The 24,215-nt window shown below is 40.0% G+C and carries 21 protein-coding genes; 8 read left to right on the forward strand and 13 right to left on the reverse strand.

The features are described from left to right. Positions 1–41 precede the first annotated feature (41 nt). The 3 genes from G4Y78_RS14045 to G4Y78_RS14055 are packed head-to-tail and all read right to left on the reverse strand — an operon-like array spanning position 42 to position 4,425. Positions 42–1,223, reverse strand: a complete 1,182-nt coding sequence (locus G4Y78_RS14045) for a lipocalin-like domain-containing protein (RefSeq protein ID WP_163833615.1) — start codon at positions 1,221–1,223, stop codon at positions 42–44. Then, positions 1,220–3,757, reverse strand: coding sequence for an ABC transporter permease (locus tag G4Y78_RS14050; protein ID WP_163833616.1), 2,538 nt, complete (start codon positions 3,755–3,757; stop codon positions 1,220–1,222). Before G4Y78_RS14050 ends, G4Y78_RS14045 begins: the two co-directional genes overlap by 4 nt. Continuing rightward, on the reverse strand, positions 3,754–4,425 hold the full coding sequence (locus tag G4Y78_RS14055) for an ABC transporter ATP-binding protein (protein WP_163833617.1): 672 nt from the start codon (positions 4,423–4,425) through the stop codon (positions 3,754–3,756). Before G4Y78_RS14055 ends, G4Y78_RS14050 begins: the two co-directional genes overlap by 4 nt. Before the next feature lie 99 nt (positions 4,426–4,524). On the opposite strand from G4Y78_RS14055, the gene G4Y78_RS14060 reads away from it, so the two are divergent. Then, positions 4,525–4,761, forward strand: a complete 237-nt coding sequence (locus G4Y78_RS14060) for a hypothetical protein (protein WP_163833618.1) — start codon at positions 4,525–4,527, stop codon at positions 4,759–4,761. A 300-nt stretch (positions 4,762–5,061) separates the two neighbouring features. On the opposite strand, the gene G4Y78_RS14065 is transcribed toward G4Y78_RS14060, so the two are convergent. Continuing rightward, positions 5,062–5,355 carry an RNA recognition motif domain-containing protein gene (locus tag G4Y78_RS14065; RefSeq protein WP_163833619.1) on the reverse strand — a complete coding sequence of 98 codons (294 nt, stop codon included), beginning with the start codon at positions 5,353–5,355 and terminating at the stop codon, positions 5,062–5,064. A 645-nt stretch (positions 5,356–6,000) separates the two neighbouring features. Here G4Y78_RS14065 and G4Y78_RS14070 point away from each other — a divergent pair. Further along, complete coding sequence (locus G4Y78_RS14070) at positions 6,001–6,552, forward strand: HNH endonuclease (protein WP_222937705.1); 552 nt, start codon at positions 6,001–6,003, stop codon at positions 6,550–6,552. 6 nt (positions 6,553–6,558) lie between these two features. On the opposite strand, the gene G4Y78_RS14075 is transcribed toward G4Y78_RS14070, so the two are convergent. Then, positions 6,559–6,798, reverse strand: a complete 240-nt coding sequence (locus G4Y78_RS14075) for a hypothetical protein (protein WP_163833620.1) — start codon at positions 6,796–6,798, stop codon at positions 6,559–6,561. Between the two features lie 383 nt (positions 6,799–7,181). Here G4Y78_RS14075 and G4Y78_RS14080 point away from each other — a divergent pair, with 383 nt between their 5' ends. Then, positions 7,182–7,382 carry a hypothetical protein gene (locus G4Y78_RS14080; protein WP_163833621.1) on the forward strand — a complete coding sequence of 67 codons (201 nt, stop codon included), beginning with the start codon at positions 7,182–7,184 and terminating at the stop codon, positions 7,380–7,382. A 55-nt stretch (positions 7,383–7,437) separates the two neighbouring features. On the opposite strand, the gene G4Y78_RS14085 is transcribed toward G4Y78_RS14080, so the two are convergent. The 4 genes from G4Y78_RS14085 to G4Y78_RS14100 all read right to left on the reverse strand — a co-directional run bounded on the left by G4Y78_RS14085 (position 7,438) and on the right by G4Y78_RS14100 (position 11,976). Next, positions 7,438–9,216, reverse strand: a complete 1,779-nt coding sequence (locus G4Y78_RS14085; RefSeq protein ID WP_163833622.1) for a M64 family metallopeptidase — start codon at positions 9,214–9,216, stop codon at positions 7,438–7,440. Positions 9,217–9,580: 364 nt separating this feature from the next. Beyond that, entirely contained in the window at positions 9,581–10,180 is a 600-nt protein-coding gene (locus G4Y78_RS14090) for a class I SAM-dependent methyltransferase (RefSeq protein ID WP_163833623.1), read from the reverse strand. Positions 10,181–10,573: 393 nt separating this feature from the next. Beyond that, positions 10,574–11,014 carry a MarR family winged helix-turn-helix transcriptional regulator gene (locus G4Y78_RS14095; protein ID WP_163833624.1) on the reverse strand — a complete coding sequence of 147 codons (441 nt, stop codon included), beginning with the start codon at positions 11,012–11,014 and terminating at the stop codon, positions 10,574–10,576. Positions 11,015–11,112: 98 nt separating this feature from the next. Continuing rightward, positions 11,113–11,976, reverse strand: coding sequence for a substrate-binding periplasmic protein (locus G4Y78_RS14100; protein ID WP_163833625.1), 864 nt, complete (start codon positions 11,974–11,976; stop codon positions 11,113–11,115). A 163-nt stretch (positions 11,977–12,139) separates the two neighbouring features. Between G4Y78_RS14100 and G4Y78_RS14105 the strand changes: the two genes are divergently transcribed. After that, positions 12,140–12,805 carry a substrate-binding periplasmic protein gene (locus tag G4Y78_RS14105; protein ID WP_268935097.1) on the forward strand — a complete coding sequence of 222 codons (666 nt, stop codon included), beginning with the start codon at positions 12,140–12,142 and terminating at the stop codon, positions 12,803–12,805. Positions 12,806–13,042: 237 nt separating this feature from the next. On the opposite strand, the gene G4Y78_RS14110 is transcribed toward G4Y78_RS14105, so the two are convergent. Continuing rightward, on the reverse strand, positions 13,043–16,108 hold the full coding sequence (locus tag G4Y78_RS14110) for a MexW/MexI family multidrug efflux RND transporter permease subunit (protein ID WP_163833627.1): 3,066 nt from the start codon (positions 16,106–16,108) through the stop codon (positions 13,043–13,045). 15 nt (positions 16,109–16,123) lie between these two features. Then, positions 16,124–17,278 carry an efflux RND transporter periplasmic adaptor subunit gene (locus G4Y78_RS14115; protein ID WP_163833628.1) on the reverse strand — a complete coding sequence of 385 codons (1,155 nt, stop codon included), beginning with the start codon at positions 17,276–17,278 and terminating at the stop codon, positions 16,124–16,126. Between the two features lie 498 nt (positions 17,279–17,776). Between G4Y78_RS14115 and pyrF the strand changes: the two genes are divergently transcribed. Then, positions 17,777–18,589: an orotidine-5'-phosphate decarboxylase gene (gene pyrF, locus G4Y78_RS14120; protein WP_163833629.1), complete on the forward strand. Its 813-nt coding sequence runs from the start codon at positions 17,777–17,779 to the stop codon at positions 18,587–18,589. Positions 18,590–18,665: 76 nt separating this feature from the next. Here pyrF and G4Y78_RS14125 read toward each other — a convergent pair whose 3' ends face one another. Next, positions 18,666–19,937: a multidrug effflux MFS transporter gene (locus G4Y78_RS14125; RefSeq protein ID WP_163833630.1), complete on the reverse strand. Its 1,272-nt coding sequence runs from the start codon at positions 19,935–19,937 to the stop codon at positions 18,666–18,668. 294 nt (positions 19,938–20,231) lie between these two features. On the opposite strand from G4Y78_RS14125, the gene G4Y78_RS14130 reads away from it, so the two are divergent. From G4Y78_RS14130 to G4Y78_RS14140, 3 genes are all read left to right on the forward strand, one after another. Then, positions 20,232–20,837: a CDP-alcohol phosphatidyltransferase family protein gene (locus tag G4Y78_RS14130; protein WP_163833631.1), complete on the forward strand. Its 606-nt coding sequence runs from the start codon at positions 20,232–20,234 to the stop codon at positions 20,835–20,837. Beyond that, entirely contained in the window at positions 20,815–20,961 is a 147-nt protein-coding gene (locus G4Y78_RS14135; RefSeq protein ID WP_163833632.1) for a hypothetical protein, read from the forward strand. Before G4Y78_RS14130 ends, G4Y78_RS14135 begins: the two co-directional genes overlap by 23 nt. Positions 20,962–21,131: 170 nt before the next feature. Beyond that, on the forward strand, positions 21,132–22,088 hold the full coding sequence (locus G4Y78_RS14140) for a tripartite tricarboxylate transporter substrate binding protein (RefSeq protein ID WP_163833633.1): 957 nt from the start codon (positions 21,132–21,134) through the stop codon (positions 22,086–22,088). A 362-nt stretch (positions 22,089–22,450) separates the two neighbouring features. Here the strand turns inward: G4Y78_RS14140 and G4Y78_RS14145 are convergent, their stop codons facing one another. Continuing rightward, complete coding sequence (locus G4Y78_RS14145; protein WP_163833634.1) at positions 22,451–24,193, reverse strand: bifunctional alpha/beta hydrolase/class I SAM-dependent methyltransferase; 1,743 nt, start codon at positions 24,191–24,193, stop codon at positions 22,451–22,453. Between the last annotated feature and the right edge of the window lie 22 nt (positions 24,194–24,215).

Consider the following 24,215-nt stretch of genomic DNA (forward strand, 5'->3'; position numbering starts at 1 on the left):
GCATTGGCTATGTATTAGAGATAAAAGAATATTGACACTGACTAATAGCCGGTAAGTTCGACAAACCCCCAGCCTTGGTGACTGCCTGTTATTTTTACTGCACCTTCCCAATAAGTAAATAAATAGGGCATCAGTTGGTTGGGCTGAGTAGGCGTTAGAGTGAGTGATAATTGATGCTCAGGAACGTTGAGTTGCCATTGGCTTGGCCAACTTGTTCCATTAGGTGCTTGCCAATATTGAGTTGTTTTAATGTTAATTTGGTTGGAATTGAGAGGGATAAGTTGTTGGTTAGCTTGATTAAGGCTGGCGAATAAGGTTTCAGGGTGGCCGGGCTGGCTACGAATACGGTAAATCATCAGTTCCTGTTGGTTTTCCAATTGCAGTGAAAACCAATCCCAACCGGTTTGAAAATACTCGAGGGCACTGGTGCCCCATTCATGGTCAAACCATGCTTGCCCGGTAACTGGCAGCTGCTGTTGATTCCAGTGAATAGTGCCACTTACCGTTAGTCGAGGGTAAGAATAATAATAAGAGGCATTGCCGGGCATGTTGCTTTTTTGGCTAAGCCCCTGATTACCCTGTAAAACTAAAGTTTTCTCTTTATTGAGGGTTAACTGTAAGCCTATTTGTTGTTCAGGTGCATGGGCAATCAGTTTGGCAGGCAATAGCGACGCTGGATTGATTGACTGTAATTGCCAGGTTTCCAACCAGGCATTCAGAGGTGTGGACTTAATGCCAGCAAGACCGGGCCCTTGGCGGCTAAATTTAGCAGCACTGCGGTGGGTTTGCTGTTGAGTATTACTTAGAGCCAGGTGGGCCATATAAAACTGAGGAATCAACCAAGGGTTGGATGCAGCTGTGGTTGGGCGGCTGGCAAAACGAAATAAGGTAAACTGAAAGCCATAATGCTGTCGATTTGCATCAAATAAATGCCCGGTGAAATACCACCACTCTGAACGAAATGAAAAATGGGGGCCATGGTCTTCTGGAAAATTAAAAATAATCGGCTTGATAGCTTGCTGAAATGGACTGGTTTGTAACGTACCCAGCAGTTGATGTAAAGAAACGGTATTATTGTTATCCACTGACTGATTAGTGGGCTGTTTTCCTGTTTCAAATAAATAGGCAATCGTTGGGAGTAACCAATGATTAGTTAAATACCCACCCAATAAAAAAAGCGTAATAGTGCTCCCAATGATGATTAAACGTCGTTGTTTATTCATGTTTTTAAGGCCAGGGGGGGACGACATATCGGGTAAAGGCAGGCAGTGCTCACCGCAACTAAGGTTAATCCCAGCGTGGGTAATGAGTTTGACCAATTAAATACTAAAGGCATACTCCAGCCAAATGCCCGAATATTAACCCCGGTAATTAACCAGAGGGATAACCAATAACCAATGGGTAAGGCAAGCAAACAACATAAACAGCCAAACCAAATCATTTGACTAAATTGAAAAATATTAATTTGCCACTGGGTAAACCCTAATTGTAATAGCAGTTTAAACTCAGGCAGTCGGCTCAATTGCAAAGCCATTAAAGTACTGGTAATGCCAATAGCTGCAATAATAATGGCGATCGTTCTTAAACCATTCGTCACTAAGAACGTTTGGTCAAAAATGGCTAATGAAAGTCGCTTGATTTGATCTGGAGTAGTTATTTGCAAGTTGAGTCGCTGGTTGGTTTTTCTCTCGGTATGCTGTTTAATAAATTTAATCACTTCTTGCTGTCGCATTGGATTGTTTAAATAAATAGCAATTGACGTGATAGGTAATACAGGCCAGTAATGCTGGTAATTTGTATCACTCATTAAGGCCTGGCCAAATTCACTGGCATAGTCATAATAAATTCCAGCGACTTGAAAAATCTGCTTGCCTTTGGGTGTATTCACTTCCAATGGGCTATGAGGCTTTAGGTTTAACCGGTGAGCCAATGGTTCACTGATTAGTAAATGATTAGGTTTTTGCCAATCTTGCCAAATTTGGATTGGGTTACCATGAGTAAATAGATAACCTTGTTGCATAGGAGGCGGGGTATTGCTACTGGTTAACCGAAAATACTTTCCTTGGCTACTGACTTGGTTAGATTGAAAATGGGCGATGTGAAGAACTGCAGGATGTTGAGCAATTACCTTTAATAATGGGGGGGGGAGTGGTTTCGCTGGTTGTTGTCCCCAGGTTTGTTGTTTTAAGTATATATGGGCAGATAGGCGATGCTCTAGCCAATTGGTAACGGTTAATCGAAAGCTATCAATCATAATACCAATCCCGATTGCTGTTGCTAAGGCAATGACCAATGCCATCATAGCAATGCTGGTGGTCATACTGTGTCGTTGGTTATCTTGCCAAAAATAGTGCCACAATAATCCTTTTAGCTGAGTTGGCCAGGATGCAACTTTGCTGGCAAAGTGAGCAATTAGCCCATTTACTACTGGTATCCATGCCGCATAACCAATAAGTAAACCGCCAATTGCCATAAAACACTGAATAAGCCCAGTGGTGAGATAAAACATTAGTAAACTCACACTTAAGCTAAGCCCGCCGAATAATAAAAAAAACACTAACTGGTTTGACTGCCAACTTAATTGGTATTCTTGTTGGGGCTGGGTAGATAGGCGACTGGCTTGCCAACAATCATAGCCAGTAATGGCTAAGGGGCCAATCAAACCAATCAAGAGGGTTTTTATCAATGTGGCGGTAGGTATATGGAATAAATTAACAGGTGTCCTTCCATAGAGGTTACTAGTCGTTTGTTGTGCCACTTGTTGTATTTCAAAACTGATTAAAATACCAAATAGGCTACCCAACAGGGTTGCTACTGCTGAAATAGTGCTTATTTCCAGTAATAGTAAGTAGGTTTTTTGCTGGACCGTGACGCCTAACTGAGTGAGCTGAATTAATAATGGGTAGCGTTGTAGCAAGGCAAACCGTACGGTATTAAACATAATAAACAGTCCAGTGGCCATCACTAATAAAGCCAAAGCTGATAAATTAATGGTTAATGCTTCACTCATTTGCCCTAATTGCAGGGTGATTTCACTGCTTGGTGCTAATTGGTAAGTGGAAGGTAGCCAATGTTGAATAGCATTAATTTGTTCCTCCTGATGAAGGGTTAAATCAATGCGACTAATCTTACCCTTCATATTCAGCTGTTGCTGCGCCCGTCCTATATCCATTATTAATAAATGGTCAAACAGGGGACTAACGTCTTGATTAAAACTGGCCCATAATGTCACTGGAAAGTCGTGTGTGCCTGTATAAAGAGTTAGTTCATCACCCATTTGCCACTGGTGTTGTTTAACATGATGTTGGCCAATGATCACAGCAGGAGGGGATAACTGAATAAAATCGAGGAATGGGACTGTACGATTGTTTGGTTGTTTTGTGCTGGACTGGTTTGTGGTAAAAAGTTGAAAGCGTTGCGACTTAAATAGATCTACGGCTAATAGCGTGTACAGTTCGCCATTTTGACTCAGTTTAATAGACGTTTGAATAGCTGGGCTAGCTATGATTGAAAAACGACGTATTAACTCACTGTAAAGCTGTTCTGGCAACCAACCGGTTGGTGACGTAATATGATGCGTAGCAGGGCCACTGAGCTGATTGGCCGCAATGGAAAAATTTTCCTGACTATTTTTTATCAATAAATCAATGGTAGTTAGTAAGCAGATAGCAGAGCTGATGCCGATTAAAATAAAAAATAATTGCCAAGGATGAAAACGATAGTGTCTTAACAGGGCAACCAGTAGTAAATAATTCATGACTTGATTGCAAGCTTCCCATAATGAATAACGGCAATCCGATTAGCCCATTGGCATAGTTGCTCATTATGAGTAGCCAGTAACAGGGTTTGATGCCTGGCTTTCACCTGAGAAAAAAATAGCTCAATGACGTTAGCGGCAGAGGCATTATCTAAGCTTCCAGTTGGTTCGTCAGCTAATATGATGCTCGGGTGGTGAATTAAACTACGACAGATGGCTACCCGTTGCTGCTCGCCACCTGACAGCTGATGGGGAAATCGGTGCAGTAATTCATCCATGCCAACGGTTTGTAATAGCGTTTTAGCCCGCGCTGCCACTTGGGTTTGTTTGTTAAGCAAACCAGGTAGCATCACGTTTTCTACAACCGTGAGAGAGGGTAATAAGTTAAATTGTTGATAAACAAAGCCAATGTGTTGTCGCCGAATGTTGGCTCGGTAGGATTCAGAGCTGTTGTGGATAGCATGTTGATGCAGATAAATTTTCCCTTGATGGGGTTTGATCAGGCCAGCAATCAGGTTAAGCAGGGTGGTTTTTCCAGAGCCGCTTTGCCCCAATAAAACCATTATTTCACCAGCCTGAAGGGAGAGATTAATGTCTGTTAATAGAGGGGTACGCTGTTTTCCAGCAGGAATATAATGACACACCTGTTGTAGTTTGATGACAGTCATTGATTAACTCCCAATCCCTTTATAATTTATTGTTACGTTTGGTCTTGTTGGGTATTGGCTATAATGGATTGAACCGTAAGAATGAGTAAGGATAACTCAATGAATAATTTAGACCAGCATTTAGGCCAGTTAAATGAGACTCTGAGTAATATTAATGACCAATTACATATTATTACCGATACCATTAATAACGTTATTAGTTTGCAAGGTTCAGCTGATCAAGATGATCCTATTATTAAAAAATTATTACATAGGCAGCAGGAGTTATTTGGGCAGTCAGATGCGATCTTGAAAAAAATTGACACGTTATTAGGTGTTACCGTAGATGCTGCTTAACTAGGTATTAATAAAGTGGCTTGTTTTCTTGTATAGCAGAAACCTATTATCTATCGAAAAATGTTAGCAATTATACCTCCTACCCGGTCAGCTAACATTTTTTGTAATGAGTACAGCAGCCACTTAGCTACAACAATATAGCCAAAGCGAATGGCTTTTAGGGACGGCCGTCGATAGAGGGTGTAGTATTATTCACGCCTTTTACCAGGCAACTAATGTTTTTTACATAACAGCCCATTGAAGTAGTTGGGCTAGGCCATTCCCTTAAAATAGTCAGATGACTTGCACTATTAATTTTTTTTATGTTGTTCGCTGTGCAGAATAGTGGCGTCGGTTACGCTGACGATTATTATCAATTGCTTTATTGACCTTAATTGTACGTCCTTCTACTTCTATACCATTATGTTGCAGTGCTTGCTTCGCTGCTTGCTCAGAGGCAAAGGTAATGAAGGCAAAGCCTTTAGAACGTCCAGTTTCACGGTCTAAAATTAATTTGATATCATCAATTTCGCCGTATTGTGAGAACAAATCATCTAGCTGTGACTCGTTGATGCAGTAGGGTAAATTCCCTACATAAAGCTTATTTTGCTGCATGAGCTCCTCTAAACTCGCTATTTATAAAAAGCATGTCACGAACACCCATGTTGTCCTCATTACATGCTGGTATTTTCCTAAATAGTTAAACCCGCCACTTGAGGCTCTTGGCAAGTAAAGGCTGACCGTGCAGCAGGTTATTAGGAAGAGTTAGGCTATATAAGGTTTGCTTGATAACTAAGTAACTAACATGAATGAAATAATGTTTGGTTTTATATTACTTCTATTCCCTAGTTTAGTTCACTTCTCTAATTGATCAACATGTTGTTTAAATATTCGAGTGCTAGGTACAATTCGCAAGACAGAATATAAGAGTAAGGCTATGTTTATAAATAAGAAAGTAAAATGGTAAACATTAGTGTGTTTATCGGTAATATGACAAGATGAGTACACTTTTAATAATAGTCAAAGTAAATGGTAAAAATTGTAATAAAAAAGGGGGATACTATAAATAGATAGCATCATTTCGTTAGCCTATCCCCGTTAGTGTTGAATGTTAGGGGTTGAGTAGCTGAGAACCTAAGCAGAGATAATGGTTGCAGCGACAATCTGCATTGACCCTTAAAGCCATTCATATTATCGGGTGTTGATGGTGTTTTTTGGTAATAACAGGTGTGAAGCAGACTGGTGGAATGGTGAATACAGATGATTCGGGTATTGAGATTGAATAAGTCTGGGTTGCCGACGGCATGGATCAGTCGGCAAGAAGCGGCAACGCTGTATGTCAAGCAACAAGTGTTGTGGAGTATTGGTGAACAACCATTACGGATTGTTGGGGGGATAAATAAATTTGGTGTACGTTCAGAAATTAATATGGATCCAATCATTGCTTGCATGGGGAATCATCGCAGGCAGAATTTTGTACCGGGTTTAAATAATGCGTTGTTATTTCGTCGTGATGATTATTTGTGTATGTATTGTGGAAATAAGTTCAAAGAAACGGATTTGACGAGGGATCATATTGTGCCCAAAGTGCAAGGTGGCAAAGATGTATGGAAAAATGTAGTCGCCGCTTGTCAGCGCTGTAATCACCATAAAGGGGGCAGAACTCCGGAACAAGCGGGAATGGAATTGTTGGCAGTGCCTTTTGAACCCAATGTGTTTGAGTTTATGTATTTGGCCAACCGGCAAATTCGAGGTGATCAAATGGAATACTTATGCTCTCGATTTACTGGCCAGCGTTGTTGGCAAGGCTAATGGAGTTTAATTAAAGACAGCTTTTGATAATGATTCCATGAGGGTTTTTACAGTATCGGTCAGTTGTTGAAAGATATTTTGCCAGTCAATATTACGTAAAATTTCCTGAAAAGTATTAATTAATTCTGCAACAGCCTCACCACCTGGGCCTAACTCAGCGTAAGTTAATACGGCTGCGGTTACTAAGGTCCACTCGAACGTTTTGCGCAATAACCAAATAAAAACTAAGCCCACACTACCTAACATAAGTGTATATCTCTAATAGTTGATTATATCTTTGCAGAAATTAACCTGAATATCTCCAGTAATCAACAAACCAAGTGATGTTTTTAACTAAATGATGGCTAATATTGAGATAGACATAACATTTACCTACCAATGGCTTTAAGTGAGCCATAGCACCTATGTAGCTATATTGTTGTTGTGTGTTAAAAAATAATAATGGTTTTGGGTGACTTAAATTATATTGCAAGGGAGTATTTATCATAAAAAAGAAAACTGAATATTCCTATTTAAATAAATAATATTCTAAAAGCATGCCTAATGTAATAAAGAATTCAATAAGCTGTTTATAAAATACGATATGAATTATTATATAGCTTTCTGTGTATGAAAGTTAGGGGTTGAGATTGAGAAATAGTCAGCGCATGATGGATCGTACCATTAATGCTTATTCTAAGGATGCTCATCAATTTATGATTGAATATTCTCAGTTAGGTGCTGCGACAGTATTGGCTTATGTTGATGTAGGAATAGATAAACAAGACCCACGCCTTGGTTTTTTAAAGGACAATACCTGGTTGACTGTTGAAATGACATACTATTTTTAGGGCACCGCTAAAAGCGCGTTTTTAGCGCCTTTAAAGAAGGTACCCTTGGTTGGTATTAAATATTAAGCGAAACTTCAAGTGGCTCAGAGGCTTGGCCCGTTTCATCACAGCCATTTAAACCGACTACCCGAACGACTTGCTCGCTTTCTGTTGGCAGATTAGCAATTTCTACAACGGTTGCTGTAGTACTCACTTCATCTTGCCAATAGCCTTCAACTAGTCGTTGCACAATATATTGTTGTGCGTAACTTGGCGCCAACCAGGATAATTGAAAGCTCTGTTTATCAAGCACTTGTGCGGACAAGTGGGTTGGGTCTGACGGTGTACTGCACTGGTTGCTACCGGTTGTTAGATTAATAGTCCAAGTAAATGAATCTTTGAGATTATTTTTGCTGTCAATAATCACATGTTTAGTATTATCTTGAGCTTCTACGGTTAACTGATATTTACCGGGCTGGTATTGGTTTCCCATAAAGGTAAAATCGGTTGCTGAACTAATTGGTTTGCCATTTAACAGCCATTTTGCAGCGACTGTATTGGTGGTAGGTTGTAACAAGGCGGCAGAAAACCCTTGTTGTTGCCGAGTGCTAAGATTGATGTTTTTGGTATTTGGTGCTTGTGACGAGAGCGGTGTAGTAAAATTGTAAATTCTTCGAATCAATTGCTCACTATTTACGGCGTAAAATGGCAAGCCTAATGTACGCATTAATGAGTTATTGGTTGGCCGATACATACCATATCGACAGTATTTTGCACCTTCAAACACATTCACATTATTGGCGGCGTCAAACCAATGAGACCACTTGCTGCCTGAACGGTTATTGGTGACATTGGCTTCTGAAGCTGGTGCAACACGACAGCTGCCATAATCGTATTCGTCGGCTAGCAAGCCAAACGTATGACCTACTTCATGTAGCGCTAACTCAACTGCAGAAGAGTGAAGTGACATTGTTGCCACTGCACCGCCGGAACCGCCATATTTATCGGTATTGACTACCACAACAATAATATCGCGAGAATGACTGCTTAAACGTTGAGAAACATATTTTTGTACTTCACTGATATCGACACATAATAGTCGGTCGATATTATAGCAATTAAAATACGATTTAAATCGAGTATCTTTGGGATAGCTATAGCCAGCACCAGACTGGTTACTGATTGATTCAACGCCCCATACATTAAAATAGTTTTTATATAGACTGAGAGGATGCTCTTCAAAAAAGCCATTAACAACAGGTGCTAAATCTTCTTTAAAACGCGCAATTTCATTTTTGGTGTAACCTTCTGCTACAAATACCAAGTCGACCCGGTTACTGGATGGACCATTATCAACCAGTTTAAAAACGGACTCTTCAGTTTTTTCTTTAATTCCAATATCGGCCAAAGCTACATTGCGTTCAGTAGCAAACTGCCAAGTTAAGCCTGTTTCACCACTAATTTTAGGTGAAAAAATCAGTATTTTATTAATGGCTGCTTGTTCATCAATCTTTAGGTAAAGGTTGCCAGTGGCCAGAGGCTGATTAACCACTGATTCAATATGACCAGTTTGTGGATTGAATGCTTCTCCTCTTAACATTAATGGGCTAGTTAACTGTTCTAGCTTCACTATCTGGTTATGTTTATTTAACTGGATGACAGCGAGGGTATGGCTTGACTGGGGCTGACCTAGTTGATTGTTTAATTTGTTAAGATAGTTATCGTAACGCTCACTGTCCCTGTCCACTGACAATTCCTGGTTAGTTAGAACAAACTCCAATAGCTTTGCTTGGCTAGTCAGCGTTACACAGTAAAACAGTAGTAGTGTGACTAGTCCTTTAGTCATGGTATTCATAATGACTCCCTATTTGCTGTTAACCACTTGAATATAAAGGTATGGTGTTGGTAGCTTTTAAGTGTAGGTGAATTGGGGTGAGATAAATAGAATGATTTGGTACTGTCGTGCTTTATTTGATTGTGACTGGTAATATACCTATCACGATTCATTTTTAGGTGTAATAAATAAAGTGGTATATTCTCACAGCGAAGGATTTTCTTTGTGTGGTCACCGAGCGATGAAGTTCCAGGAGTTTAGATAAACTAAATGACTGGACTGAAAAGCGATGGTAACAAAGCCTAAAAATCATTGGCGAAGAGTATAAAAGCACTGTAAGCCATACTTGGTTGTAAGTATGGCTTACAAATAGGGTTAATTATTTTTAAGGAAGTTTATTGGCTTTCACAATAATGGTTTCAGCTTTGAATGAGGTTTTGTCTGGCATTGGGATTGTTCGATTAATATGGTCTTGTTTATCTATGTGTAAATCGGGCGTTACCTCTAGTAGCAATGCAGCAATATCCTTGGCTGGAGAAAACAGGTGGGAAACATCCTGGCCACAGTCCATATCACTGCTAGCAATACCGATAAAGAGTAGGGTGCCGCCAGGGGCTAAAGCGTTAACAGCATTAGCCAGCATCTGTTTTCTTTCGGCCAACGGTAAATGAATAAAAACCATATACACCAGGTCATATTGTTGGGTAGATTGATAATTTAAAATATCCGCTACATCTGTCGTAATTGTTAACTGTTGCAAATCCGCCTGTTGATTTATTCTATCGATAGCTTTTTGAGAAAAATCAATGGCAGTCACTTGCCAGCCGGATTTCGCTAAAAATAAACAGTCGGCACCTTCACCGGCACCTAACTCTAATGCATTACCCGAAGTTAATTCAGCCACTTCTGCGGCAAATACCTCATCAGGCTGGGTCCAGATTGTAGATTGTTCTTGGTAATAATTATTCCAGAATTCTGAGTTCATTTCTGTTCTCCATTTTATGAGTTGAAAAAATAAATTAGTGATTTGTTAGACTAACTAACTATTTGGTTAAAAAAATTAAAATAAGTACTCCAAGCGGTACTATTTATTCCTTTCTTTTAGGTTGTTATATAAGCTGTTTTTTAACTATTTATTCCAATGCAGGCTGTCACAAAAGCCATTTTTAGCTCCCTCTCCCTCAGGGAGAGGGGCTCATTAGCTACTGCATAGTGAGCGATAGCATCTTTAATTTTTATGAGAGCGCTAGCTGGAACGGGGTGAGGGAGAAGTTACTTTAAAGGCAATGCTACGTGGAATAGCCAGCATCTTTTATTCCCCCCTTTAAAAAGTGGACTAGGGGGCGGATTTAGTTTTTCCCTTTATCACAACACCCATCTACAAATGTTTACACACTTTATCCATTACCTTCTCAAACTGTCGATATTCCTCCTTGGTTAACTGTTGCTTAATGGTGGTAGCCATATCCTTATAAATTGCCTGTTCTTTGCGTACCAACGTCATCCCAGCTTTGGTGACTAACACATGTTGGGCTCGTGCATCGTAACGGCATTGTACCCGTTGAATCAGCCCACGTTTTTCCAATTTATTCACCATCGTACTGGCTGATGCCCGCTTGACTTGCATTTTTGCGGCTAAATCCGTTAGGTGTGGTCCATCAAACATTGTGTCTTGGTGGGCATCACAAACACCTTCGATAGCGGCCAAGCAAGTTAAGTATTCATATTCGTTAAAACTTAACTCAGCTTGCCGTTGATCTTGATTCCACAGCCGAGCCAAATAACGGTGAAAACAATCTAACGACTCATCTAACTTCATGATCGATCATCATAGCCAACTAGTTTGTTAGTTAAACTAACTAGTTTGAAGTAGGATGTCAAGGGTGATTTTTCAAACAGGGAAGAACGAAGAAGCTGTTAATCAAGGCTGGTTGGTTGAGAAGGCTGAACTAGTTTACTTGGGCAAAGTGATTGGTACAGCTCAACTTCTTCTTTCGTTAAACCGTGGTTGCCGGTAAGTGGTGTGCTACAAGGGTGTAAAACCCATTGTTCTCCGATTCTTTGTTTTAATTGGTTTAGCCCATTGTTAAAAAGCTGTAGGAAGTGTTGTCTTTTTTGTTTACTGATATTTTTCGATAAAATAAAATGATAATTAAGACGAGTTAATGGTTTAGGGTAATAGGTTAATTGTTGAATTTGTTGTGGTTGAAATTCTTTAGCCAATAAACTATTGGCAACATCAATTTCTAATGGGAAAATATCCAGTCGCTTTTCTAACACCATCCCTAAACCTTGTTTATCTTGTACCAGGCGTCGTACATTTAATAACCCTTTTTTTTCAGCGTTGTCGAAGCTTTCACCATAAGTATAGCCGATGGTGCCACCTATTTGAAAATGTTTAAGGTCATCAACAGTTTGCCAAGAAAATGGGGTGTCTTTAAGGTGAAAAAATACTTTTTCCTGCTCTAATATGGCTGGGCCATAGTCAAAGAGTTTTTCTCGCTCTGGACGACGAATCCATATCACAGAACCATCCCAGTTCTTGCCAATTGAAGCTGCTTCAAAAGCACGCTTCCAGGGGAAGAAGCCATAAACAACTTTTACACCTACTAATGCAAATGCTTGGGTAACAATGTAGGAGGAGATACCATAATGTGATACGTTTTTTCCTAAGTAAGGTGGCCACTCGCCATTGGTTAAGCGAATTACTTCTGTTGCAAAACAGTTATAAGAACCTCCTACTATTACCAATATAGTTGATAGTCTTTTTAGTAATTTCACTCTTCATCCTATATAAGAGGACATCGTTGATGTATGTTGCTAGATGGGCGATAAGCAATGGTGCAACAGAATATTCCATGATAAGTATAGTAGATATAACGGTCTGCTATGCTGTAGTAAATAGGTAGGTAGGGCTTGCTATCTCATCAAATAATGAAAAGCTATTTTTTTATCCCAGAATTTACCCCATTTTGGTTTTGCTTCGCATATCGTGACTGAGGCTTTTGCTGAGGCAGGTATTCAAACCCAATACTTGTTTTTACCATGGGGTAGAGCAGAGCATAATGTCAGGACTGGAACAGTGTCAGGGTCTATCGTATGGATGAAAACGCCTGAACGAGAGAAGTTTGCTTGGTTTAGTAAACCAGTGATTTCTTTAGGAGAAGTGTTGTACTCTCGTCGAGAGAGTCAACTTAGTTGGCAAGAGTTCAGCGATCTGTATGGGTTGCGTTTAGCTATTCCATTAGGGTCTACCCTTGGCGTTTGGCTTGAGCATGAAGGTAGCGATAAAATCGAGTTTATACGTGCTAAGGATATAAAACATAGTTTGTTATTGTTGCTTAAAAAGAGAGTGGATGGTTTTCCTTATAATAAAATGGTAGCAGACTATGTGTTGCGAACAGAGTTTCCTTTAGAAAAAAATCAGTTAACACATTCTGATAAAATTATTTCGAAAAATATATATCGGTTAATGCTATCTAAAAAAATACCAAGTAATAAAAATTTTCTGATAAAGTTTAATAAAGGTCTTGATATTTTAATGCAGTCAGAAAAATATCAGAAAATGATAGAGTCATATAATAAAGGAGAGTATGACTTTATCAAATGATATGTTGCCAGTTACTGCATACTTTAGTTGATTATGTTTTTTCAGCGAGAGAGAATAAATAAGCCATTAATACTAAAACACCAATCCAGGCGAAGCCCCAGCTATATCTGCCCGATAAGCATCTTCTATTGCTGATAGTGAGAGTTCTTGAAGCCGCCTGTTTTTCAGCGACAGCAATAAAATAAGGCCAGCTATTGCTGGCCTTCATTCACTTAGTTGATCAATATTATTAATCAATTAACTTGTTACCAGTTCGCTACTCGCCACTGGTTGTTTACTATGATCTTTAGCAAAGAAGGTATACATCGTTGGTACCACATATAAAGTAAATAGAGTACCAATAGTCATTCCTGTTGCGATAACCAAGCCGATATCAAAGCGGCTGGCTGCTCCAGCGCCAGATGCCAGCACTAAAGGCACAACGCCCAAGACCATGGCGGCAGTTGTCATTAATACAGGCCTTAAGCGAATGGCGGTGGCTTCGATCACTGCTTGGTGTTTAGTTAAGCCTTTTTCTACTTGTAATTGATTAGCGAACTCCACAATCAAAATGCCATGTTTACTAATCAAACCAATGAGAGTAACCAAACCGATTTGAGTATAAATATTTATGGTACTGACACCTAAAGTGAGAGGGATCAACGCCCCACAAATAGACATTGGTACACTGATTAATACTACAATTGGATCCCTGAAGCTTTCAAATTGCGCAGCAAGTACTAGGAAAATCACAATTAATGAAAACAAGAAAGTATAGAGTAGGGCACTGCCTTCCTGCATATATTGTCGTGACTGGCCAGAATAATCCTTACCAAAACCTTGGGGCAATAATTCAGTGGCTTTTTGGTTTAAAAAATCCAATGCTTGACCTAAGGAAACCCCTGGGAACATTACGCCTTGTAGTTTTGCTGAATTTAACTGTTGAAATTGATTCAGTTGATTAGGTTTATTTATCGACGTTAGCTCAATAATACTGGCTAATGGAATCATCTCCCCTTGGCGATTTTTAATATAATAGCGGTTGAGCCAATCTGCAGAGTTACGGCTAGTAAGATTGACCTGTGGAATCACTTTGTAGCTGCGGCCATCCAAGGTAAAGCGATTTAAACGGCCTTCACTTAAAAAGGTTGCTAAGGTTTCTCCTATTTGTCTCATATCAATATTGAGTTGTGCTGCTTTATCACGGTTAATATTGATTTGCAGTTCTGGCTTATCAAATTTCAAATCACTGGAAATAAACATGAATAAGCCACTTTGCATGGCAGCAGCCACCAGTTTTTCGCTCACTTGGTTAATGGTTTGGTAATCAGCTGTACTATTAATAATGAACTGAATGGGTAAACCATCACCTGCGCCTGGCAGGGGGGGTAAGTTAAACGAAAAGATTTGTAACCCGGCAATTTGATCTAATTTTTGCTGAACTAAAGGTTGCAATTGTTGTTGGCTACGTTCCCGTTGATCCCAAGGTTTTAATAGCATACCAGCAATAGAGCTATTGACGGTACCCATGCCATTGATCATAAATGAACTGTCGTACTCTGGAAATGCTTTATAGATATCTTCATAAAGTGCCGTATATTTATTCATATACTCCAGATTGGCATACTGGGGTGAAGATGAGGAAATAAAAACAATTCCTTGGTCCTCTGTTGGCGCCAGTTCACTTTTGGTCATCATAAATAAGAATGGAATGCTTACCAAAACTGTCATTGCAAACAACACTGTAACTGGGCGGTAATTGAGTGCACCAGTTAAGGAGCGTTGAAATCGTTGTTTGAGTCGTTCAAATAAATGATCCAGCTTTTGTGCTACTTTACTTTCATGGCTCTTATCTTGTAGCAGTTTTGAGCACATCATTGGAGATAAGGTAAGGGCGATTATCCCAGAAATAATAACGGCACCTGCCAAGGTGAAAGCAAACTCAGTAAATAGTGTGCCAGTTAATCCCCCCATAAAACCAATGGGTGCATAAACGGCTGCTAAGGTAATGGTCATGGCCACCACCGGTAGTGCAATTTCTCGAGCACCCACTAGTGCTGCATTAAAAGGTGATAAACCTTCTTCAATGTGACGGTGAATATTTTCCACTACCACAATGGCATCATCCACTACTAAGCCAATTGCAAGCACCATGGCTAACAAGGTCAGCAGGTTAATGGAATACCCCATCATCAGCATAAAAAATAACACCCCAATCATTGACAGGGGAATAGTAACCACCGGAATAATAACGGAACGAAAAGCACCTAAGAACATTAAAACCACTACAATGACAATTAACGTGGCTTCGACCAGAGTTTTAACGACTTCATCAATAGAGGCATTAATAAATTCTGTGGCGTCATAGACGATTTTGGCTTTCAATACATCCGGCAACTGTGTTTCAATTGCCGGCATGGCTGTTCTTACCCGCTTAATAACGTCTAAGGGGTTGGCAGAAGGGGTAGGGCTAATGGCAACGTAAACCGACTGGATACCATTAAAGGTTACATAACTGTCGAAGTTTTCTGCGCTTAATTTTACTTCTGCTACATCGCCCAATCGTACAAGGGAGTCAGCCTGGCTTTTAATCACCATATTTTTAAAAGCTTCTACGTCGCTCAGGTCTGTTTTTGCATTAACATTGGTGACTACCCATTCACCTTTCGTTTGCCCAGCAGCGGATAAAAAGTTATTGCTGATAATAGCTTGGTTTATATCCTGAGCAGACACTTGAAATGCAGCCATTTTTACTGGGTCTAACCATAACCGCATGGCAAAGGTTTTTTTCCCTAGTATTTCAGCACTACCCACACCATCGATAGTCGCCAGCTTAGGTTGAACAACCCGTGTCAGATAGTCAGTAACCTGTTCATTGGACATTTGTTCACTGTAAAAACTCATATAGAGCAGGGCAGTACCACCGCCGGTTTCTTTGGAAATTACGGGGCGGTCAGCTGCATCAGGCAGCTCATTTTGCACTTCGGCCACTTTAGCCATGATTTCTGTCAATGCACTATTAGTGTCGTATCCCAACCGTAAATATGCTTTTACGCTGGAGACACTTTGCATGCTGGAAGAGGTGATGTAATCAATCCCTTCTGCACTGGCAATGGTTTGTTGCACTGGAGTGGTGATAAATCCTTGAATAACATCAGCATTAGCACCTGCATAGGTGGTTTGGATACTGATGACAGAGTTTTCTAACTCGGGATACTGTCGTATTGATAAGTTTTCAAACGCTTTCGCACCTAGCAAGATGATCAGTAAACTAACCACCGTTGCCAGCACTGGGCGTTTGATAAATATGTCAGTCAATTGCATAGCATTTCCCTGCAATTAAATTTTTACATCATTATTGATAACAATGCGGGCACCATTACTTAATTTAAGTTGACCAGACGTTACTACTTGGTCACCTTCTTTTAACCCTTCTAATACCGCTACTTTGCCATTTTGCTGTGGGCCTGTTTTGATATATTTTCGGCTAACAATCAGCGTGGGGTCTGTTTCTTGTTCGCTATTCGCACTTGGTTGGTCGTTTGCATTGTCAGCTGTCTGGTTGGTGGTTGTTTGATTATTTTGTGCCGTAATTAAAAAGATTGAATCACCATATAAGCTGTATGTCACGGCGGTGACTGGTACGGTAACTACCTGGATTGACGCTTTTTCCAGTACGGCTAAGTCAGCAAACATGCCAGGAATGAGCTTATGCTCTGGGTTTGCCACACTGGCACGCACTAAAATATTGCGGGTATTAGGATCAACCTTGGCGTTTAGTGCAGTGACTTCACCAATAAAGTGTTCATTGGGGTAGGCGTCAATATCAAACCTAACTTGCTGACCGACGTACAGTTTGGGGTAAAACTGTTCAGGCAGGTTAAAATCAACAAATAATGAGTTGATATTTTGCAAGGTAGCAATACTAGCCCCGGCGTTGATATATTCACCTAGATTAATCAAGCGAATTCCAATTTTGCCAGAAAAAGGTGCTCGAACTTTCTTTTGAGCAATGATTGCCTTGGTTTTTTCTACGTTGGCAATCGCTTCTTCCAGTTCAGCACTGCTTAAGTCAAACTGAGTTTGTGGTATTGCTTTTTTTATCAGTAGCTGTTTATCTCGGTTGTAATTAAGTTGTGCCAGTTTTAGCTGGGCTTGCTGACTTTTTAGGGTGGCTTGTTCTACTTCGTCATCTATTTGTAATAGTAATTGACCTTTTTCGATCATTTGGCCTGACTCGAAGTGAATGGTTTGCACCATGCCTCCTACTTCAGTAGCGAGTTCAACCCCATTGACTGCTTGTAAAGTGCCGATACCATGAATTTCTGGCTGCCATGTTTCGGTTTTGCTGTTATCAGCAGATACGGTGATGGGAGGTGGTGTAAAATTGGCAAAGTATTCTCCAACCATTTTTTTTTCGAACATTTTATAGCCGAAAATACCACCAAAAATGACGGTCAATAAGACGACCATAATGGCTAAGCGTTTAAACATGAACAGAATCCCTGCAACTGCAATAGGTTAAGAACAGACGTAACTTGTTATTTAGTCTATTGAGAGTGTTGTATTTTTGTTAATGTGAGGTATTGTTTAAATCATGATCCATGAATATCCTAATGTCATGTAAGCCATAGCACACAATAGGTGACTATGGCTGGCTACTATACCTCATGTATTTTATAAGAAGCAACGCTATGCCTGTATAAGACCTTAGTGTGGAGGGATGGGCAGGACTAGATAATGGGTACTGGGGGAGGATAGAAAAAAGATAGGAATAACAGGATATGCCTCCACCGCACTTGCAGTGCCATCCCTTGACTTTAGAGCCCCCGACCGCAGTGTCAAAATACCCTATTACCCCTAAGTGAATGAAACGGAGGGGAAAAATGCGTATTGGCTGTCTGAGGGCTATTCGCGTACTATATTACACCTGATGTATCGGCTTTTTTTAGCCAAAAAGGGTGCATTGGAACTAATCAAAAGGTGCTATTAATGAGCTTTAATGAAAAACTCAAGCTTGCGTGGAAGAAAAACAATTCTTTGGTGTGTGTAGGGCTCGATCCAGATTTATCGAGACTCCCTGCTGGATTGGCGCCGCAACGAGAATCTATTTTTGAGTTTAATAAAGCGATTATTGATGCCACCCATGATTTAGTCTGTGCCTATAAGCCGCAAATTGCCTATTTTTCTGCTTGTTCTGCTGAAGAGCAGTTGGAGCAGACAATTAGGTATATAAAAACGAATTACCCTGATATCCCGGTTATTCTTGATTCAAAAAGAGGGGATATTGGCAGTACTGCTCAACAATATGCGGTGGAAGCTTTTGAGCGTTATCAAGCCGATGCAGTGACAATTAATCCATATATGGGGGTTGATTCTGCTGAGCCATTTTTAACTTATCAGGACCGAGGGGTTATATTATTGTGTCGCACCTCCAATAGTGGTGCCAGTGATATTCAAGATTTAGTTGTTAATGGCTCCCCCCTTTATGAAAAAGTGGCTGATTTAGTGGCGAATCAGTGGAATAAACACAACAATTGTTTACTGGTGGTTGGGGCTACTTGGCCTGAGCAAATGGCGAAAATCCGCAGTATTGTGGGTGATATGGCATTTTTGGTACCTGGAGCGGGTGCTCAAGGTGGCGATGTAGAGCAATTGGTAAAAGCAGGCAAAACAGAAGATGGTACTGGGCTGATTGTAAATTCTTCAAGAGGTATTCTGTATGCCAGTAGTGGTCGAGATTTTGCCGAAGCCGCACGAAATGAAACACTTAAATTGAGAGATTTAATTAATCAGTTCAGGTAAGTGTAATCTGCTTATGGGCCCCAAAAAATTCAAGTTAATTTTTTGGGGCTGATTATTTAGCCTGGTTATTTTTCGTTTATACCGTTGTGGCTGTTGGCTCAGAGGTTTTAGTGTAACTGCTATAGTTGTTAGCGATAAAGGTGTTTTTGAATAAAAACATTATCCCAATAATAAGCACGGCAGCGGCTGATACCCAACTGAGTGGATAGGTACTATTATGTGGCAGTTGTCCTGCTAGGTAGCTGATGGGTGCGGCTAGAGCCATTTCAGCAAAGAATATTAACCCAGATGCTGTGCCAATGTTTTGCTTGATATTACGTAAAGCTGTAATTTGGCATGCAGGTATAAAAATACCTATGCCAAGCTCGTACAAAAACATACCTGCAATATAGCCTGTAATTGACTGGCTGCTTGTTAGTTTTTCAGTGATAAATGCAAATCCTGTGATAATTGCCAAGCTTGCTCCTGCGGCCATAATAGCAAAGGTAATGTGTATTGTTCGTTGTATACCTAAATGCTCGGTAACTCGAGAAGCAAATATACTACTGATGACATAGCCGCTGATCATAATAGCGATGCAGTAACTGAATTGTTGAGTGCTAAATCCAAAGTGGTCAATAAACACAAAGGGGGCTGCGGCGATAAATACAAAAACACCGGCAAACGCAATTGCTGCTATTAAGGTATAAAAACAGTAGTGCCGATCAGCTAGGACAGTGGTAAACCCTTTTAAAGGATTGCTATGTGAATGGGAGGCTGTCTGTGAAGGCTGGGTTTCTGGGACAAATAAGATGATGATAGCCATTAATATTGTGCCAATGATTAGCATGAGCACAAAGTTAGCTTGCCAGCTAAATAGTTCGGCTACCGTACCACCAATAATCGGCGCAATGGCTGGTGCGATGGCCATACAGCCACCAATGAGTGCAATCATTTTTATTTCTTGCTTGCCATCATATAGGTCTCTCACAATTGTTCGAGAGAGTGCGGTACCAAAGCAGCCAAAAACAGCTTGAAAGAAACGTGATGCGATCAGAAACCAAATATTGTCTGTGACAAGAATAACTGCAGTGGCTGCTAAATAAACAAGATAACCAGCAATAAGGGTCTTCTTTCGGCCATAGCGATCTGAAAGCGGTCCGACGATTAACATTGATACAGCAAAGCCCAGCATAAAAACACTGATTGTCCACTGAGCTGTTGCCGCATCAGTGGTAAATACTGTGCTGATTGTTGGTAATGAGGGCACAAATAAGTCAATAGACAGGGGGCCTAATGCTGTACAAAATACTAATATTAATAGCATGATGTTTGGGCCAGGGCGACGACTGAATTGATTACAGCCCATTGATACTTCCTCTCGAAGGCTATAGTAAGTTAGCCTTTTTAGCTTGTGGCTTTTACTGCTGCTGACAGCTTGTTTGCTTTTTGAGCAAGTTAATGTCGACACAACAACTGAAAAAAGGGGCGAATAATGCCTAGATTACTAAAGCATGACAATGCGTAAAAACCCTATACCTACGCTGTTGTTCGCTCTAATGTGTGAAACTCTAAATCAATGGAGTAAATGTTAGTCAGTAGGATTAAGCCATTAGTTATGTTGAGTAGGATAGGATAGACTCAATTATTTAAGAGTTATATTATGGTTTCTATTTACGATATTAAGCCTAAGTTTCAACAACTGTTGTTGCCTATCCTGCATTGGTTGCACCGTTCGAATATCACTGCTAATCAAATAACCTTGGTTGCTATTGTACTGTCAGTGGTTATTGGTGTGGCGTTTTGGTATGCAGAGAGTTATTCGTGGTTGTTTTTAGCGCTGCCAGTAGGTTTGTTTTTCCGAATGGCCTTGAATGCCCTCGATGGTATGATGGCTCGCACCTATAATCAACAATCGACATTGGGCGAGGTATTGAATGAGGTCGGGGATATTATATCTGATTGGGTGATTTTTTTCCCACTTTTAAAATTCTTTCCAGAGCAGCTTTATCTAGTAGTTGTTTTTTTATGTTTGAGTATATTGAGTGAGTTTGCTGGGCTGTTGGGTAAAGTAATAGCTTATGAGCGTCGTTATGATGGGCCAATGGGGAAAAGCGACCGGGCTTTTGTTATTGGTGCTTGTGGGCTAGCTTTATTTCTGGGTTGGCCTATAGCGACTTATGGGGTTTGGATTTTTTTAATTATCAATATTTTATTAATAATAAGTATTTTTTTTAGGCTAAAACGTGCGTTGGCTAAAGCTGGTTAATCAGCTGAGTGATAAGTTTTGGTTGGAAGCATCTGAAGAAAGTGCATTGTTGATGATTCATACCAGTATAGAAGGCTTAATTGCAACAGGTATTTCGGCTTTTGAACATGAAAAAATGTATTGAAGCTGTTTTAGATAACTTGACTATATTGTCAAGAAAGGTAGAAGGATATTTAGCCAATATTAATTTTTGAACTCCAGATCAATTACTGACTCATAACAGCTAATCAAAAATTTAACGTTTAATAAAAATATAGTCTATGATTCTTATGGTTATTGATTAGGAGTCATCGAATGAAACTCGGTTGTTTGACTAAAGCGTTATTTGTTTTCATAACAATACTTAATATTAATAACGTGTTTGCTGGTATTAGTAATATTGACTTTCTAATTCCTGGTGGTGAGGGCGGTGGTTGGGACACAACCGCCCGCCAAACGGGTCAGGCATTAATAGAGACTAATTTAATCAAATCTGCTAGTTATAACAACTTGTCTGGGGGCGGCGGTGGGCGTGCAATTAAGTCATTAGTCACGGAACCTGATAAATATCAAAACACACTGATGGTTCAGTCGACACCTTTAATATTGCGTAATCTGTCTGGTGTTATTCCACATAGCTATCGAGATATAACCCCAATTAGCCTGCTGATAGCTGAATATCAGGTTTTGGTGGTTCCTAAGGATTCAGTATATAAAAATACCTCTGAGCTTATCGCGGCAGTTAAAGAAAATTACTCTAAAAACTCAATTATTGGTGGCTCTGCTAAAGGAAGTTTGGATCATGTTACTGCTGCGCTTATTCTACAAGCTGCAGGTTTGAATCCTAAAAAAATGCGTTATATTTCAAGCGATGGGGGTGGAGAGGCTTTGGAGCGTTTATATAAAGGAGTAGGTGTTGCTTTAGTAACTGGTTTTGGTGAGATTGTTGACGAGTATAAAAAAGATAAGGTTCGTATTTTAGGCATCACAAGTGAATCAAAGGTACCAGGGCTAGAAATTCCAACTTTCAAGGAACAAGGCCTAAATTTGGTTTTTGCCAATTGGCGTGGTTTTTTTGCTCGGTCTGGGATGAGTAGTGACCAAGTCCAGCAATATGTTGACCTGTTTAAATCCCTTAATCAAACTGATAAATGGAATGAAGTGCGCAGTAAATATGGTTGGGCTGATTATTTGAAAAGTGGTGATGAGTTGAAAGTTTTCCTAAAAAAACAAGAAAATTCCATTCAAGAGATATTAAAATTGATTGAATAATAAATAATTATATGAAGCAAATGAAATAAGAGTGGTTGTGGTATATTAAATAATGATTAGAGGTGAATTAGAATAACTATGAGAGGAAAGGGAAAATGTAGTATACATATAAGGTCAATTCATTATACTATTTGGGTTTTGCTCGTAAGCCAACATTAAAAGAAAGCAAAATTGTTAATAAGACAGTATAAATACGAAGGCAGGTAACAGACCTTTTAATAGCTCCTATTCCATTGAACCCAAATTTGAGTATGGGATTAGTATTTCCCACTGTCAATTTAAATGATTGTTAAGTTTAATTTATGTGTCATCCATGACGCATAAATTAATTTAATAAATTTATGGTAGCTAAAATAATTCAGTTATTTTTCGTCAACGCGCTTTGCTACGGATACAGAAAATATTCCATCATCATCGATGCGCTGGGTGATTTTTTTAAATCCTGCAAGCTTAACCAACTGGTCCATTTCTAATTGAGTACGTCGACGCATGACCCAGGCTTGCCCTTCACGGTGGCTGGTTAATGCTCGGGCAATCATTTCCAATTGGGGGTGCCAGGGTTGGTTGGTGTAAATGAGATAACCGCCAGTAGGGATAGCGCTGGCTAGCCCTGCTAATGATTGTTTAATTAATTCATTATCAGCAAATAACTCATACAAGCCAGAAACGATGCCAATTGTAGGTGTTGGTGTAATTGCTGCTAAACTAGCTTGATCAAAAGCATCACCTGTCGTAAAAGTAGCAATATCAGCTAACCTTTTTTCTTCAATCAATCGTTGTCCTTGCTCAACATTTAGCTCACTATAGTCGCGTAATAAGATTGAAACAGGCTTGATATTGCTAGTCTCAATTGCTTCCAGTGCATAGCGACCATGACCTGCTGCAATATCGACAATATTTATTGGCATGCTTTTATGGTTTAGCCACTGGATGGCCAGTCGTAAGCACTCTTCCAGATGAGTTTTCCGCTGCCTAATACCTCGCCAACCGATACTACTGAGATATTGTTTATCTATCCATTGGCCTACTGATGAAGCTCCAGTGGGTTTATTTCGATAAACGTAATCGAGGGTACTGCCTGAGTCGAACCCTGTTTGATGACCTAAACGAATCCCTTTGGATAATAAACCACCAAGTTTTAATGTAAGTTTATATATATACCAATATAGGTTTTGACAGGATAAAGCGGGATAGGGAACGGCCAATTCATCAGCCTCTGTTTTGGTATAGCCTTGTCGGTGGGCATTAATCATTGATAATGGCTGCTGGGGTGATGCAAACATTTGAGTGATAAAGTGTTTAATTTTATTAACAGCAAGTTCGCGGTGAAGTTCACCTAATGTGTCGTGATAAAATCCAGGTAACACATGCTTTTCTTTGATTATTGAGCTCAAACGAGCAAAAAAAGCATGCTGTGGTTGTTGGTGAACCACATAGTCTGCGCCTGAAATTAATAGCTGAGTAGGCACCGTTATTGCCGCTGCGTCTGTGACGACACGCTCAGCTGTTTCATATAGCCCCAATAATACATTGGCAGCAATTGGTCGAGTAATTAATGGATCGGTATTGTAACTGGTAATGCGCTTGGGATCATGGGTTAGGAATTTAGCGTTGACATAACTATTAACAAAAAATAATCCTTTAAATTTATACCATAATTTAATTGCAGTCCTGGCAAAAGGGATATAGAGCTTGATTTTGAAAGCAGGTGAAGCAAGCACCAGACAGCGAATATTAGGGGCATAGTCATGTACCCAGGTTGCAGCTACCACTGCCCCTACGCTTTGGCCGATAACTGCAATATCATTAATGTCAATTTGGTAAGTTGTAGTAATGTGTTCGATAAAGGTTTGTAAATCCCGGACTAAAGTTCCAAAACTTGGGCTGTAACCCCTTTCGCCGGGTGAATGGCCATGACCACGGGCATCCCAAGCAAAAAAAGTAAACTCGTCTAACCCTAATTCTGCTATCAGATGAGCCACTCTACCGGAGTGTTCGTGGCCTCGGTGTAACAGCACAATAGCCTGTTTTCTGGTTGTTTGTTCAGCTGGCCAGTGGCGATAAAATAGCTCTATGCCATCGTGGGTTATAAAGTGTTTTTCCATAAAGCCCTAATCGTATTTAAAC

Origin of the sequence: Spartinivicinus ruber (genome assembly GCF_011009015.1) — a bacterium.
Classification (GTDB): Bacteria; Pseudomonadota; Gammaproteobacteria; order Pseudomonadales; family Zooshikellaceae; genus Spartinivicinus; species Spartinivicinus ruber.